General features: G+C 71.2%; 11 protein-coding genes. 1 reads left to right on the plus strand and 10 read right to left on the minus strand.

Annotated elements, in window-relative coordinates:
• Positions 1 to 124: 124 nt before the first annotated feature.
• Both EDC02_RS13570 and ctaD read right to left on the minus strand, forming a co-directional pair.
• Entirely contained in the window at positions 125 to 634 is a 510-nt protein-coding gene (locus tag EDC02_RS13570) for a hypothetical protein (RefSeq protein WP_123602267.1), read from the minus strand.
• Positions 635 to 758: 124 nt separating this feature from the next.
• Complete coding sequence (gene ctaD / locus EDC02_RS13575; RefSeq protein ID WP_123602268.1) at positions 759 to 2,756, minus strand: cytochrome c oxidase subunit I; 1,998 nt, start codon at positions 2,754 to 2,756, stop codon at positions 759 to 761.
• A gap of 236 nt (positions 2,757 to 2,992) precedes the next feature.
• Here ctaD and EDC02_RS13580 point away from each other — a divergent pair, with 236 nt between their 5' ends.
• Complete coding sequence (locus EDC02_RS13580) at positions 2,993 to 3,886, plus strand: amidohydrolase (RefSeq protein ID WP_148083449.1); 894 nt, start codon at positions 2,993 to 2,995, stop codon at positions 3,884 to 3,886.
• A 67-nt stretch (positions 3,887 to 3,953) separates the two neighbouring features.
• Here the strand turns inward: EDC02_RS13580 and EDC02_RS13585 are convergent, their stop codons facing one another.
• From EDC02_RS13585 to EDC02_RS13620, 8 genes are all read right to left on the minus strand, one after another.
• Complete coding sequence (locus tag EDC02_RS13585) at positions 3,954 to 4,799, minus strand: ABC transporter permease (RefSeq protein ID WP_233605903.1); 846 nt, start codon at positions 4,797 to 4,799, stop codon at positions 3,954 to 3,956.
• Positions 4,796 to 6,046 (minus strand): ABC transporter ATP-binding protein, encoded by a 1,251-nt coding sequence (locus EDC02_RS13590; protein ID WP_123602270.1) that lies wholly within the window; start codon positions 6,044 to 6,046, stop codon positions 4,796 to 4,798. The genes EDC02_RS13585 and EDC02_RS13590 overlap by 4 nt, the downstream gene beginning before the upstream one ends.
• A gap of 12 nt (positions 6,047 to 6,058) precedes the next feature.
• The gene (locus EDC02_RS13595; protein ID WP_123602271.1) at positions 6,059 to 7,066 is read right to left on the minus strand and encodes a PHB depolymerase family esterase; all 1,008 of its coding nucleotides are present in this window, start codon (positions 7,064 to 7,066) and stop codon (positions 6,059 to 6,061) included.
• A 16-nt stretch (positions 7,067 to 7,082) separates the two neighbouring features.
• Positions 7,083 to 8,954: a hypothetical protein gene (locus tag EDC02_RS13600; RefSeq protein ID WP_123602272.1), complete on the minus strand. Its 1,872-nt coding sequence runs from the start codon at positions 8,952 to 8,954 to the stop codon at positions 7,083 to 7,085.
• Between the two features lie 50 nt (positions 8,955 to 9,004).
• On the minus strand, positions 9,005 to 9,967 hold the full coding sequence (locus EDC02_RS13605) for a sulfotransferase domain-containing protein (protein ID WP_123602273.1): 963 nt from the start codon (positions 9,965 to 9,967) through the stop codon (positions 9,005 to 9,007).
• Positions 9,968 to 9,994: 27 nt separating this feature from the next.
• Complete coding sequence (locus EDC02_RS13610) at positions 9,995 to 10,879, minus strand: alpha/beta fold hydrolase (RefSeq protein WP_233606392.1); 885 nt, start codon at positions 10,877 to 10,879, stop codon at positions 9,995 to 9,997.
• A gap of 2 nt (positions 10,880 to 10,881) precedes the next feature.
• The gene (locus tag EDC02_RS13615; RefSeq protein WP_123602275.1) at positions 10,882 to 11,196 is read right to left on the minus strand and encodes an acyl carrier protein; all 315 of its coding nucleotides are present in this window, start codon (positions 11,194 to 11,196) and stop codon (positions 10,882 to 10,884) included.
• A 68-nt stretch (positions 11,197 to 11,264) separates the two neighbouring features.
• Entirely contained in the window at positions 11,265 to 16,040 is a 4,776-nt protein-coding gene (locus EDC02_RS13620) for a type I polyketide synthase (protein WP_148083450.1), read from the minus strand.
• Positions 16,041 to 16,045 lie beyond the last annotated feature (5 nt).

The following is a 16,045-nucleotide window of genomic DNA, read 5'->3' on the forward strand; positions in this document are numbered from 1 at the left end:
GCCCCGGTGCCCATATCCCCACCAACGGCGATTCGGTGCGAAGGGTTCACTGGCCGGGCCGGAATTTCAAGTCGGCATCCGGACACCGTGACGACCGACGCAGCCAACCAGCATTTCGTGACGATCAGTAGCCGGTCCAGACGGCTTTTGCCCCCGAGTCGCCGGCCCGCACCACGAAGTAGAGGCTTACCCCGGCCGCGACGACGACCAGACCCTTCACGACCAGGACCAGCATCCCGTTGCCGCGCGCACCGCCGGCGGTCGCGCTGTGCGCGGCGGCGGCGACCCGGGGGCCGACCAGGTACACCAGGGCCAGGGTGGCCAGCGCCAGCACGATCGACGCGAGCAGCGTCAGGTTCCCCAACTGTTCGTGCTCCTCGATCACCGGCCGGAAGCTCTCGGTGATCCGACCGGCCGTGTCCATCCGGTTGAGGAACGCGTCGCCGGACAGCTTGGTGACCAGCGCGGCGATCGGCGTGACGACGGCCAGCACGGCCAGCACCCACCGGGTGTGCGCCCGGATGAGCGGGACCAGGGCGTACCCGACCGCCAGCAGCGCCAGCAGCGGGACGAAGACCACCGCCGCGTGCAGCAGCAGTGGATGGGCGGGGATTCCCGCGACTTCCTCGAACATGTCTACGCCTCCTCGGCGGTTCCACGGCAGTCATGGCGACCAGGGATCGGAGGCTAACCCACCAGGAACCGGTACGGCAGCAGCCACCCGGCGACCGCCGGGCGTCGCGGTACAGCGGAGTCGATCAGGAGTCGTCGCCCTCGTCCGCCGATGGAAGCCGCCACCGTCGTTCCTGCGGACCACGTTGCGCGCCGAGGGTGTTCTCCGGTTCGGTGGTCTGCTCGAAACTGGGCCGACGGACCTGTTCCGGCCGGGGCACCTGGACGGCCCGGGCACCGGACACCGGGTCCGGCACGAAAGTGGCGACGTCGGTCGGCCCCTGCGCCGGACCGCGCGGGACGATCCGGTGGGCGGCCGGGTCACGGTGCAGTTCGTCGACGAGGTGCTGCGGCGGCTCGGTGTCCCGCTGCGGCAGGTCCCGACCGAGGTCCGCGACGAACAGGCCGTACTTGGCCTCGAAGGCCGGGCGTTCGGACCTGATCCGGGGCAACCGGTCGAAGTTGCGCAACGGCGGCGGGCAGGTGGTTGCCCACTCCAGCGAGTTGCCGAACCCCCATGGGTCGTGCACGCTCACCTGCTCGCCGAACCGGTACGACTTCCACACGTTCCAGATGAAGAACAGCGTGGACGCCCCGAGGATGAACGATCCGATGGTGGCGATGGTGTTCAGGACGGTGAACCCGTCGGTCGGCAGATAGTCGGCGTACCGGCGGGGAAAGCCCTCGTTGCCGAGCCAGTGCTGGACCAGAAAGGTGGCATGGAAGCCGATGAACATTGTCCAGAAGTGCGCCTTGCCGAGCGCTTCGTCGAGCAGTCGGCCGGTCATCTTCGGGAACCAGAAATAGATGCCGGCGAACGCCGCGAAAACGATCGTACCGAACAGCACGTAGTGGAAGTGGGCCACGACGAAGTAGCTGTCGGTGACGTGGAAGTCGACCGGTGGACTGGCCAGCAGCACCCCGGTCAGCCCGCCGAGCAGGAAGGTCACCAGGAAGCCGACCGCGAACAGCATCGGCGTATCGAAGGTCAACTGCCCCTTCCACATGGTGCCGAGCCAGTTGAAGAACTTGATCCCGGTGGGCACCGCGATCAGGAAGCTGAGCATGGCGAAGAACGGCAGCAGCACCTGGCCGGTGCCGTACATGTGGTGCGCCCACACGCTCATCGACAGCGCGGCGATCGCGATCGTCGCGGCCACCAGGCCCTTGTAGCCGAAGATCGGCTTGCGGGCGAAAACCGGAATGACCTCGCTGATGATGCCGAAGAACGGCAGCGCGACGATGTACACCTCGGGATGGCCGAAGAACCAGAACAGATGCTGCCACAGCATCGGGCCGCCGGTCTGTGGCGCGTACACGTGCGCGCCGAGCAGCCGGTCCGCCAGCAGCGCCAGCAGCGCCGCCGCCAGCAGCGGGAACACCAGGACCACCAGCAGTGCGGTGATCAGGATGTTCCAGGTGAAGATCGGCATCCGGAACATGGTCATACCTGGTGCGCGCAGGGTGATGATGGTGGCGATCAGGTTGACCGAGCCGAGGATGGTACCGAGGCCGGAGACGACCAGGCCGACGATCCACATGTTGGCGCCGATGCCCGGAGTGTGCTCCATCCGGCTCAACGGGGTGTAGGCGAACCAGCCGAAGTCGGGAGCACCGCCGGGCGTCAGGAATCCCCCCATGACCAGCAGCCCACCGAGCAGATAGAGCCAGTACGCCAGCGCGTTGAGCCGGGGGAACGACACGTCCGGGGCACCGATCTGCAACGGCACCAGATAGTTGGCGAACCCGAACACCAGCGGGGTGGCGAACAGCAGCATCATGATCGTGCCGTGCATGGTGAACAGCTGGTTGTACTGCTCCGGCGAGAGAAGCTGCATGCCGGGCCGGGCCAACTCGGCACGCATCAGCAGGGCCATGACGCCGCCCGCTATGAAATAGCCGAAGGACGTGCCGAGGTACAACAGGCCGATCTGCTTGGCGTCGGTGGTCCGCAGCAGCCGGGTCAGCGAGTTGCCCGGGACCGCCGGGCGGACCGGGCCAGGGGTGGCGCCGTCGGTCCCCAGCGCCACCGGGCGCGGCGGGGCCGTCGGTGGCGTACCCACCGTCGTGGTCTGCTCCGTCATGGCCGCCTCCCGCCCAGCACGTCAACCGACGGTAACTTGATAAATCGTCGGTTGAGGCGGTAAATCTGGATCAGTCGGGTCAAAGCCTGGCTGACCTCTCGACCGGGACGCGGTCCGGCTGCCGTAGCGCTGGCCGGCTGCCGTAGCGCGCCACGGCAGCCGGACCGACAGCTCTTTCGCCGTAGGTCCGGCTGCGACAGGATGGACCTGTCCACCGACCGTCGGACGGGAGCCGCGTGCCATCGACAATGATCGACCAGTCTGGTGACCCGCCGGTCACGGTCATCGACTCCCATCTGCACCTGTGGGACCCACGACTACTCGACTACCCGTGGCTGGCGCAGGTCCCCCGGCTACGGCGCAGCTACCTGCCAGCGGACCTCTCGACCGCCACCGCCGGGCTCGGATCGGGCGGATTCCACCTCGAAGCGGTGGTGTTCGTCGAGGCCGGCCGGGCCGACGCGGACGCCGACGCCGAGGTCGACTGGGTCGAACAGCTCTCCGCCGGATGGCCGATGATCCGGGCGGTGGTGGCCCATGTGCCGCTGGAGCGGGGCGCCGACGCCAGCGCAAGGATCGCCGCGCTACGCCGCCACCGCTTGGTCACCGGGGTGCGCCGCAACCTTCAGGACGAGGCCGACGGCTTCACCGCCACCGACGACTTCGTCGCCGGAGTCCGGCTGCTGGGCGATGCCGGGCTCAGCTTCGACCTCTGCGTGCGGCACCACCAACTGCCCGAGGTGACTGCACTGGCGGCCCGGGTGCCGGAGGTCACCTTCGTCCTGGACCATCTCGGAAAACCACCGGTGGCCGTCGGCGACACCGAGCCATGGCGCGACGACCTGGCCCGCATCGCGCAGTTGCCGAACGTGGTCTGCAAGCTCTCCGGGCTGGCCACCGAGTCGTCCCGCGGCTGGCTCGGTCACGACCTGCTGCCCTACCTCGACCACGCGCTACGCCAATTTGGGCCGGACCGGTGCCTGTTCGGCGGGGACTGGCCGGTGGCCACCCTGGCCACCGGTTACCGTCGCTGGCTCGGGGTGGTCCGGGCCGCCTGCGCCGGCTTGCCCGGACCGCATCAGCAGGCGGTCTTCGCCGACACCGCCCGGCGGGTCTACCGGATCGACTGACCGCGCGGGCCGGCGGGCGGGCGGCCGCCGACCGTGCGGTGACGTCACCGCACGGCGTGGCGCGACGTCACCGCACCGCCCGCCGGGCGAAGGCCCGCAACGCGGCGGCGGTCGCCGCCGCCGCGACCCCCGACAGCACCAGCAGGCACAGACCGATCGGCAGGTGGGTGACGTGTGGCGCCATCGCCGCGCGGAGTGCTTCTGCGGCGTACGTCATCGGGTTCGCCGCGGTGGCCACCTGGAACCATGGCATCTCGGCCAGCCGCTGCCACGGATAGTGCACGCACCCGGTCCAGATGATCGGGGTGACGAACAGCGAGAAGGTGGCCTGGATGCGCTGCAACGGCAGCACCGTCGCCAGGGTCATGCCCAGGGCCGCGCCGACCCAGCCGGCCAGCAGCACCACCACCAGCGACAGCGGCAGCGCCGACCAGCCGCCCGGTGCGGACCCGACGACCAGCGCGCCGAGCGGGTAGACCACGGCCGCCGCGAACAGGCCACGGAGCGTGGCGACCATCAGCTTGCCGACCGCCACCAGCGCCGTCGGTAGCGGCGACAGCAGCCGGTCCTCGATCTCCCGGGTGAAGCCGAACTCCTTGACCAGTGGCACCGCCACACTCTGCAGCGCGGTGGTGAAGGTGGCGAGGGCGACCGTACCGGGCAGCAGGATGTCGGCGAACCCGGCGCCGACGATGCCCTGCATGGTCAGCACCTGGGTGAAGATGAACAGCATGAACAGCGGGGTCATCAGCACCTGCGCGAGGACGAACCAGATGTCCTTGCCGGCGACGAACAGGTCCCGCCACAGGATCGCGCCGAAGGCCCGCGCCACCGGTGGTCGCGGTGGCGCGGCCGGTGCCGACGGTGCGGTGGCGTCCGACGACGGTACGGGGGTGACCTCGGCCAGGCTCAACGGATCTCCTTACCGGTCAGGCTCAGGAAGATGTCCTCCAGGCCGGGCTTGCCGATGTGCACGTCGGTCAGCTGGGCCGCGCGGCCGGTCAGCACCGTCAACGCCGGGCCGAGCACGGCGGCGGGGTCGGCGTCGAGGTGTAGCCGCAGCCGGATCTCGCCCGCCGGTCCGTCGGCCGCGGCGGCCGGTGCGGCGGCGAACAGCGCGGCGAACCGTGGATCGTTGCGGGCCGCGGCGAGCTTCGCGGCCTTCCGGGGATCGGACCTGGCGGCGGCGATCCGGGCCGCGATCCGCGGATCGGCGGCCAGCCCGGCCGGCCCTGGACCGCCGCGACCCGCCGGCCCGGGGGCCCCGGCACCGCCGGCGGTGACCTCCCCGCTACGGACACCGTCGAGCGCGGTGAGCGCGGCGAGCAGATCCGTCGCCCCGTCACCCGGCCCGGGGCGCAGGGACAGATCCAGCACCGCCCGGCCGGCCACCCCGCGTACCAGGTTCGCCGGGGTGTCCAGGGTGAGCAGCCGGCCGTGGTCGACGATCGCCACCCGGTCGGCCAGCTCCGCCACCTCGGTCATCTCGTGGCTGGTCAGCACGACGGTCACCCCACGCTCGCGCAACTGCCGGATCCGGGTGCGGATCAGCAGCCGGGCCTGCGGCTCCAGCCCGTTGGTCGGTTCGTCGAGGAAGACCACCCGGGGGTCGTGCATCAGCGCGCGGGCGATCATCAGGCGCTGGGACATGCCGCCGGAGAAGAAGTCGACCCGCGAGTCGGCCTGCTTGTCCAGGCCGAACTCGGTCAGTAGCCGGTCGGCCCGGCGGCGCCGCTCGGCCCGGGGCACCCCGTGGTACGCGGCGTGGCTGAGCAGGTTCTGCCGGGGAGTCAACGACCGGTCGAGGTTGTTGTACTGCGGCACCACGGCGAACCGGGTCCGGGCCGCCACCGGGTGCCGGACGACGTCGACGCCGTCCACCCGCGCCGTGCCCGAGCTGGCCCGGATCGTCGTGGTGAGCACGCCCACCGTGGTCGACTTGCCGGCACCGTTGGGTCCGAGCAGACCGAAGACCTCACCGGGTCGGACCGCGAACGACAGCGAGTCGATTGCGTTGCGCTCCTGGCCCGGGTACCGCTTGACCAGGTCGACGACCTCGACCGCCGGACCGGAGCCGGGCGGGGCGGCCGGTGCCGGGGCGGCCGATGCCGCGTCGGCGGCCGGACCGTCGACCAACGGGTGGGTGCCGGTACTGGACATCTGCTCTCCTGCTCAGGCGGGTCTGGGATGCGCGGCGAAGAACTGCCAGCTGGTCGCGGTGGCGTCCAGTTCGGTGGCGGGCGGGTCCAGGCCGAGCAGCCGGCCTGCGGCGGTCGTCTCGGAGCCGGGCCACTGGTGCCCGGCACCGTCGATGGTGATGAGGGTGACGCCGCGACCCGCGGCGCAGTCCGCCACCGAGGTGGTGACACTCCCCTCAGTGGCGGTCCGCGCGGCACCGCACTCGTCGACCTGCCGCCACCGGCCGACCAGGTCCGGCGCAGCGGGGCCGTCCGCCTTGTCCGGCACCCGGCCGTTACCGGTGCCGTCGCGGCGACCCGGGCCGCCGGTGTACGGGATCGTCTCGTCGGCGGTGCCGTGGATGTGCAGCACGGAGATCGGCTCCGGGGCCGGGCAGTCGCCGAGCATGGTCGTCGCCACCCCGGTCACCGCAGCGAACGTCGAACTGTCGCAGGCGATCCGGTAGGCGAGCATACCGCCGTTGGACATGCCGACGAGGTAGTGACGGTCGGGGTCGAAGGAGAGCCGCTGCCCGAGCGACTCCACCAGGGTGAGGACGAACCCCACGTCGTCGACACCGTCGCGCGCCGAAGCACCGCAGCACTCCTCGGTCACCGCCCAGGCCCGGTTACGGGAGTCCGGGTAGACCACGACGAAGCCGTGCTGGTCGGCGACGGCGTTCCAGCCGTACCAGGATTCGGCCTGCCGGCCGCTGCCGAGCAGACCGTGCAGCATGACGACGACCGGCACCGGCGTCGTCTCGGCGACCCCGGCCGGGCGGTACACCCGGTAGGTCCGCTCGTAGCCGTCGACGGTGATCGACCCGGCCGACGAGCCGACCGGCGGGGTGTCGACCGGAGCGACCACCCCGCCGTCCGTGGCCGGCGGGGTGGTGCCCGATGTCGGCGGTGCCGGGTCCGGCGCCGACGTGCAGCCTGCGACGAGTGCCCCGAGGACTCCCGTGACAATCAGAACCGCCGACCGGCGCCGGAACCGCGACATCGCTCACCTGCTTCTCTTAGTGGTGGTGGTGTTTCGGAGTCAATTTGATCAACTCCCAGCCGCCCTCAGGGACGTCATCTGTTGGATCTGTCCGCAGATTCATCGGGTTGGCCATACCGAGGTATACCGTGGACCCGTCCACCACCATGCTACGGACGCCGTAATTGAGGTAGTTCCCGAGCCCGGCGTTGTCCACCTTCTTGGCCGACCGGTGCGGCGACTCGAAGACCCAGAGGTCGGCACCGAAGGCCAGGTCCTCTTCCTCATCGTCGTCGTCACCACTGCGGGCGGCATCGGCCGGCGGCACCGGCTCCTCCTGCTGCAGCTCCTTCGCCAGGTAGCTCCAGTCCATCGTGCCGACGTAGAGCCGGCCACCGGCGACGACCATCTTCCAGGTGTAGTTGAGCGTCGGGTTGTCGAACCCGGACGCCCCGTACAGCGGGGTGTACCCGGTCGACGTGCTGGCCCAGACGCCGGCCGCCGGGTCGTAGGCCGGTAGCTCACTGGCACCGTAGAGCAGGTCGACGCGGTCGCCGTGGCCGCCACCACGCTGGCCGTGGCCGTGATGATGGCCGTGGCCGAAGCTGCCCCGGAAGATGCCAATGGCGCGCTGGGTGTTGCGTACCGAGTCCCGGACCCCCTGCTCGTCGGCCGGCGGGTACGCCGCCAGGTGCACCGTCGTCGCCTTGAAGGGCACGTGCATGGTCCCCCAGTAGAGGTAGCCACCGTAGGACGCGAGCCCGCCCAGCCCGTAGGTACGGGCGACGACCGGATCCGGCTCGTACTCCAGCACGCTCCATACCCGGGTCCACCCGTCGGCGTCGCGGCTGTCCAGGCCCGGCCCGTTGTCGGACAGTTTCGGGCTCATCCAGACCCCGGCGACGTTCGGCGGGCTCGGATCGTCAGCCGTCGGCATGTCGGCGATGTCCGCGGAGGGTGACGCCGGACCGGCCGTAGTGGCAACGTCGGCCTCCACACCGACCCAGGTGGTAACGAAAACTCGACCCTGGTGGACCGTCAGGTCCACCGCCTGCGCCGGCAGGTTCGCCACCGGCAGGAAACTGAACGGGTCCGACTTGCTGCCTGTCCAGCGCAGCACGAGGCCGCGTTCACCGCCATTGGGGCCCACCCCGACGCCGGTGTAGAGCTCGCCGTCGGCGACTAGGAAATGCCGGATGTTGCCGTACTCGGTGAAGTTGCGCGAGCCGAGGAAGGCACCCGTGTCAGCGTCGAACGCAAACAGGTTGAGCGTGGCACCGAGCGCGGGACCGCCGAGCAGCACTACGCCGCGGTGGTTACCGGCCGCCCGGATACCGGCGGTGGTGGTCAGCCGGTTCGCGTCGTCCGCCGAGGCGGCGCGGACCGCATCGGTGCGCTCGATCATCTGTCGGCTCTTCGTGTCATACGTGTAGAGCCGGGGAGTGCGGTGGTCGCCGAGGGTCGGTGGCAACTGCGGGTTGCGGCGGGCAATCTCGCTCTGACCGTACTCGCAAACCCAGTCGTCGTTGCGTGTCGGCTCCGTGTTGCGCAGATTGTTGCCGCTGGTCATACAGTTGATGTTGGCGCCGGTGCCGAACCACAGCCGGTGCTTGTACCGGGTGAGCCCCCAGACGTACGACTGGTTGACCTTGGGCTGGCCGGCCTCACACGGCGGCCCGGCCGGGTAGTCGACACCGATGTCGACGAAACACTCGTCGGCCGGTGCCTTGGCCAACAGGGTGCTCTGGTAGCGGGTCCCGCCGTGGTGTCCACCGTGCCTGCCGTCGGTGGTGGCTGCCGATTCGGTACCGGCCACCGGTGCGGCGGCGGCCGGACCGGCAGCCAGAAGCAGCCCGGCGAGCACGGCGGCGGCGACCGGCCGGCTCGCGGATGGGCGCAACCTACGCATCAAACACTCTCTCCCTCTACTGTGGTTTGCTGGTGCGGGATGGCTCCGGGTCACACGGCGGCGGTCTGCCGTACCGCGCCACCCTTGCCCACCCGGCCGGCGACCTGTAGGGCCCAGCCGGACGGGTCGTCGAACTCCAGGAACTCACCGAGCCGGGTCAGCTGCGGCTCCGGGTCGGCGACCAGGTCCTCATAGGTCATGGTGAGCAGGTGCGCCGGCGGATTGTCGGCGAGCGCCTGCTCCGCCTGCGCCGCCATGAACGCGCAGAGCCCGAGGTAGCGGGTGCTGTCCTCGCCCCGCTCGCGCAACAGGTCGGCGGTGATCCGGCCGGGCAGCAGGTGCTCGAGCTCCGCCGGCACCTGCTGGTCCGGGCCCATCCGGAACGGGTCCACGCCGCATCGGGAAACGAACTCCAGCCGCAGCTGGATGAGCTGGAACGACGAGTGCCGGCTCATCGACCGCGCGGTGTCCGCCCAGTTGCGGGTCAGATAGACGATCCGGGTGTCCGGGAACGACCGCAGCAGATGCGGGGCGATCTGGCTGGACCCGCCGGACCGCTCCACCCAGCGTTGCTTGCCGGTCGACCGGGTGAGCAGGTCCAGGAACATCCGGTGATGGTCGACGAAGGGCTGCTCGGGAAAGCTCGGCACCTGCCCGGCGAGCTGGTCGAACAGGCCGTCCGGGTCGTCGGTGAGCTTCGGCAGGGTGATCGCCAGCAACTGCGGCAGCTCGGTCAGGTTACCGGCCCATCTGCCGTCCGCCGGGTAACGCACCTCCTTCGGCGGCAGGCCGATGGCGAACAGGGTGGCAAGCTCCGGCTTCGGGCTGCTCAGCACCTGCCAGTACGCCGCCCCGGTGATCGGCTCGCTGGCCTTCGCCCACGACGGGGTGGCCATGAAGAACTCCTGGACGGACAGGGTCGCCGGCTCCTCGACGATCAGGTCGGACAGCAGGGTGGAACCACACCGCCCGCTGCTGATGATGATCGCCCGTCCGGGCGCCTCGAACTGCATCGAAACCTCCTGGTGAAATCGACGACGTCAGCCGCGCAGGGCGGGCTGACCGGTGTCGGCGAGTTGGCGGGCGAGCCAGGGCAACACCTGGTGCCGGACCTGGTCGCGGGCGGTGACCAGCACCGCGTGCCGGTGCCCGGGGACGACCACCAGCTCGGTCTGCGGCAGCAGTTCCACCAGCGCCGGTGCCAGATCGGCGGCGGACGAGTCACCACCGAAGACGCCGAGCACTGGGCAGGTGATCGCCCGTATCGCAGCCGGGTCAGCGGGTGTGCTGGCTGGCAGGTCCCGGCCGGCGGTGGTGGTGGCGACGAGCCGGCGGACCGCCGCGGTATACCGGGCGCCCCGCTCACCGCCACGGGTGGCCAACAGCGAATCACCGTCGCCGTCCGGCTGCGCGGCCCGGACCAGTTGACGGCCCACCCGGGCGAGCCACTGGGCGGTGGCCGGTGCCGACTCCACCGCGACCAGCGAGGCGACCCGGTCCGGATGCCGGGCCGCGTACCCGAAGGCGATGGAACCGCCCAGCGAGTTGCCCAGCAGATGCACCGGTACGTCGACGCCGAGCCGGTCCAGCAGCGCGGCCAGGTCGTCGACCAGGTCCTCCATCCGGTATCCGGTCGGCGGCCGCTCGGTCCGTCCGTGGCCCCGCAGGTCGTACATGATCACCCGGAACCCGACGTCGGCCAGTGGATGCGCCAGGCTGAGGTACCAGCTGGCCAGGCTGTCCGGCCCGATACCGTGGACCAGAACCGCGACCGGCCGGTCGGCCGAAGACTCGGCCGCCGGGCCGGCGGCCGGCTCGCCGCCTGGGCCGGTACCCGCAGCGGTGGCCACTCCCCCGCCGGCCGACTCGGCGGCCACCGGTGGGAGTTCCTGGACATGCGTCACCAGGCCGTTGACCTGGAGCATCGTCACTGGCCGGCCACCTGCGCCACGCTGGCCGGCGGGCTGTCCAGCGCGGCGGAGATGTGCTCGACCAGTTCGCCGACCCGCAGCGCGCGCAGCGAGTCCACGTCGAGCCCTGCGACGAACTGGGCAAAATTGACCGAGTCGCCGTACCGGGCCTGCAGCCGCCCGGCAAGCGAGATGACGTCGATGCTCTCCATCTCCAGGTCGTCACGGAAGCTGGTGTCCATCGTGATCTCCTCGTCCGGATCGATGCCGGGCAGCACCGCGCGCAGCATCTGCGAGATCTCCGTCAGGATGGTGTCGTGGTCGGCGGGCATGATGCGGGTCTCCTTGTCAGGACGTCGATCGGCTTTTCTCGGCAGGTCGACCGGGCCGGATTCGGGGCTTAGCGGGCGGGTTCCGGACCCCAGGTCCAGCCAACGACGTAGCGCCGCTGCGGCAGGTCGGGCGGGTTCTCCAGGCTCCGGCAAGTGACCCGGTAGGACCTACCCGACGGGACCTCGACCAGCAGGGTGCCGGCGTCAACGGCGACCACCCGTAGCCGGCGGGGCGCTCCGTCCAGCCCGGTCCCCTCTGCCTTGCCGGCGGCCTCCTTGGCCGCCCAGAAACAGGCGAACCAGAACCACCGGTCACTGCCGGCGCTGATTTGGTCGAGCAACGCGACCTCCGCACCGGACAGGGCGTAGTCGACCGTGCTGTCCGGCCGGTCGGTGACCTCGACGATGTCGATACCGACTCCGGGACCGTCCGGCGTCGACCGGCCCGGGCCGGCGATCGCCACGGCGGCCTCGGCGGCATGTGCCAGGGACAGGTCGCACTCCCGCAGGTCCCGGCCGGGCCGCAGGTCGACCCGCGGCCGACCGTTCGGGTCGTTGGCGATGGTCAGCTCGATCGGGTACACGTCGGTGTGCCCGGCGTCCCACTGCCGGAACCTGACCGCGTCCTTCGCCGCGATCCGACCGAGCAGCCACTGCTTGCGGGTCTTCCCCGGCTGCCGCTCGTAGTCGGTGGACGCGGCGGTGCCGAGGATGCCCCGGGCGGCCATCGACTGGGTGACCAGATCGGTCCAGCAGTCGAACACCGCGGTCCAACCTTCCGGCTGACGGATCGACATCGGGTGACGTTCCGGGAACCGTTCAGCCGGCCGCGCCTGCGGATGGCTGTCGAACCGACGGTCGACCGCGCCGTCGATCTGCGCCCAGACCCGGCCGCCGACGGACAGCTGGGTGTCCGCGACCAGTTGAGCGTCGTCGATCGACCGGACCCGGGCGACGCACTCGAACGCTGTGCCGGGCGCGGGCGGCGGGCCGAAGAACCGGACGTGGCCGAGACCCACCGGCAGCGCCACGGTACGCATCGGCTGGGTGGTGATGAGCCAGTTCCCGATCAGCTGCAGGGCATTGTCCAGCAGGGCACCCGGCGGAACGGGCGCGGTGACCACCCCGCGTACGTGCATCTCGCCGAGGGCGTGCACCGTGGTCACCCCGTGGAACTGGGGACCGTGGAACATCAGCCGCTCCGCGTACATCTCCTCGGCGCTGATCCGGGGCGGCGTCTCGGTCGCCGGGTCGTGGGTCCACGGTTCGCTCACCGGGGCCGGATAGTCGGTGGCCACGTCGACCGTCGCCCGGGCGAAGCTACCGAAGTTCACCGCGTACGAGTCCGGACCGGCTGACCGGACGACGATCTCGACGTCCTGCGCCGGCGCCGCGATGGTCCACCGGTTGAACCGGGCGTCGCGCACGCCGATCACCCGCAGACCGGGGACGGCCTGCGCGACCGCGTCCATCATGTGTTGGACGACGGTCGTCGCCGGCACCACCGGCCACCGGTCCTCCGGGTTCGGCCAGTCGTCCGGCTGCACGAAGAAGCAGTGGTCGAGCAGGTACGGCATGGTCTGCACGGAGACCCGCAACGTGGTCCGGGCGATCTCGGTGCGCGGCGGCGGGACGGTCTTCGACGTCGGCGCCGGCGCCGACGTGGTCAGCCCGATTGCGGCCGGTACGGTGACCGGCCGGGCTGTCGGGGCCGGGGACACCGGGGCCGGGGACACCGGGGCCGGGCCTGCGGGTCGGGTGGCGGCGTCCAGCACGGTCACCGCGCCGTCCGCGGTGTCCCGCAGCAGCGCGGCGAGTTCGGCGGCGGCCTTGGACCGGCCGGCGAGCCGGTGCAACGCGGTGAGCGAACCGTCCGACGGCTCGGATTCTGCCGGCGGCTGGGCGACGGCCGACGGCTCGGATTCTGCCGGCGATTCGGTGGCGGCCGGTGGCCGGGGTGCAGCCGGCGACGCGGGTGCGTCCTGCGCCGCGGCGGCGGTGGCCGACGGTTGGGCCTCGACGACCGGCGGACCGGACGGCCGGTGCGACGGCAGGTCGGCCAGACCGAGCAGGGTGTCGGCACCCGGCCCGAGGCGCACCAACGGTCCACCCAGGTCCAGCTGGATCTTCGGCCCCCGGCGCGGTGGTGCCGCCGGGGCGGCCGGTGCCGGGGCGGCCGGTGCGGCGGCCGCAGCGGGTGGCCGCAGCGCCCGCAGGTCCGGTGCCGCGCCCTCCACCCACAGCGCGGTGGCGACTCGGCGCAACTGGTCGAGACCGGTACGGTGACCCACGTTGACCGGCATGGCGAGGTGTTCCCGACCCCGCAGGTTGTCGCTGACCAACGATGCCAGCTGTCCTGCGCCGACCTGCAGGAAGACCCGGAAACCGGCGTCGTACATCGCGGCGGTCAACTGTCGAAACCAGACCGGTTCCATCATGTGCCGGACGAAGATCTGGTTGACCTCCTGCTCGTCGGCGGGGAACGGGGCCGCCAGGGTCGCCGACCAGACCGGGACCGTGGTCGGGTGCACCCGCCAGGACTGCAGGGCGACGCCGATCGACCGCAAACCGTCGGCGAACGCCGGGGTGTGGAAGGCCGACCGGAACGGCAACTTCTGGCACAGCACGTTACGCCGACGCAGTTCGTCGACTAGCCGGTCGACCTGCTCCTCCGGGCCGTTGACCACCGACTGCGCGGGCGCGTTGTCGTGGGACAGGACGACTCCGGGATAGTTGTCGAGCACCGGCGTCACCTGGTCGGCGCCGGCACCGACGGCGGCGAAGACGTAGCCGGAGACCGCCACTGAGTCGGCGTCGAACAGCTTCAGGAAACCGTCCATGTCGGTGGTGCTGACCTGCCCGGTCACCGCCGCGGCGGACCACTCACCGATGCTGTGCCCGGCGACCGCGTCCGGGCGGATGCCGATCCGGCCGAGCACCTCGTCGAGAAACCTGCCCACCTCGATCAAGCCGGCACCGTGCCGGCCCAGGTCGGCGGCGGACCACTCCCGGTCCGCCAGCCCGAAGTGCGCGGCCAGATCCTTGGTACGCGGCGTGAACTCGGCCTCCAGCCCGGGGAAGACGAACGCCAGCTTCCCGCCGGCGGTCAGCAGCGGAGCCGTGGTGAACCAGATGTCCCGGGCACCCCGCCAGGGCTCCCCCCGACTCACCGCGCGCCGGGCGGTGGCCAGCCGCTTGTCGGTCGGATCGACCACACCGATCCGGCACGGCGGCGCGGCGTGGGCCTGCGGGCCGTCAGCGAACGCGGCACCCTCGCGCCGTACCAGCGAATCGTCGCGGTCCAGCAGCGCGGCGAGGCCGGCCGGTTCGTCGGCGGCAAGCCACAGCACCTGGTCCGGTTCCTCGACCTCGACGCTGGCCGAGCGGGCCGGCTGCCCGGCCGCGCCGTTCGGCACGGCCGCCCAGGCGGACGGGGCGGACGGCGGCTGTTCGATGATCAGGTGTGCGTTGATCCCACCGAAGCCGAACGCGTTGACCCCGGCCCGGCGTGGTCCGTCGCTCTCCCACGGCTGGGCGGCGGCGATCGGTGCGAACCGGGTCGCGGCCATTTCCTCCCGGGGCTGCCCGCAGTGCAGGGTGGGCGGCAGGACGCCGCGGTGCACGGCGAGGGTCGCCTTGATCAGGCCGGCGATCCCGGCCGCCGGCATGGTGTGCCCGATCATCGACTTGACCGAGCCGATCACCGGCCGTGGCCCGCCCTGGTAGCCACCGAACACCTCGGCGACGGTGACCAGTTCGGCGGCATCCCCGGTCGGCGTGCCGGTGCCGTGCGCCTCCAGCAGGCCGAGCGCGTCCGGCGCGGTCGGATCCAGGCCGGCGGCCTGCCAGGCCCGTCGGATGGCCAGCGACTGTCCGCTGCTCGCCGGGTTGAACATGCTCGCCGACCGGCCGTCGCTGGACACGCCGCTGCCACGGATGACTGCGTACACCCGGTCACCGGCGTCCAGCGCGTCGGCCAGTCGTTTCAGCACCACGATCCCGGTGCCCTCGCCGATCAGCAGGCCGTCCGCCGATGAGTCGAACGGACGGATCTCACCCTGCCGGGACAAGGCCCGGAGCTGGCTGAACACCGACCAGAAGCTGATGTCGTGCACGTGGTGCACCCCACCGGCGAGCACCGCGTCCAACCGGCCGGCCCGCAGTTCGGTCATGCCCTGGTCGACCGCGATCAGCGACGAGGCACATGCGGCGTCGATGGTGTACGACGGACCGCGCAGGTTCAACCGGTTCGCCACCCGGGAGGCGGCGAGGTTGGGCACCAGCCCGATCGTGCCTTCGGGCTGCTGCGGGCCGAGTCGTTCGTCGAACTTGCGCCGGACCCGGTCGAGGCTCTCCGGCGGCAGATCCGGGATCAGCTCCTTGAGGATGCCGATGACCTGGCTGGACATCCGGACCCGCTGGGCGTAGCGCGCCTGGGCCGGGCTCAGGATCCCGCCCCGGCCGAGCAGGACGCCGATCCGGTCCCGGTCCGGCAGCCGGTCCTGGCCACCGGCGTCGTCGATGGCGGCGGCCGCGACCTGCAGGGTGATCAGCTGGTCCGGCTCGATGTCACCGATCGAGGTCGGCATGATGCCGAAGCGCAGTGGCTCGAAGCTCGCGTGGTCGTCGACGAACCCACCACGCCGGCAGTACATCCGGTCGGGGCGGTGCGCCTGGTCGGGATCGTAGAACTCCTCGTCCCAGCGGTGCGCCGGCACGTCGGTGATGGCGTCGACGCCGTCGACCAGGTTGCGCCAGTAGGCGTCCAGGTCGGGGGCACCGGGCATCAGCGCCGCCATGCCGACGATGGCGATCGTCTGGTGTGGGTCGCTCAGGTCCGACATCTGGT

It is taken from the genome of Micromonospora sp. Llam0 (genome assembly GCF_003751085.1).
Taxonomy (GTDB): domain Bacteria; phylum Actinomycetota; class Actinomycetes; order Mycobacteriales; family Micromonosporaceae; genus Micromonospora_E.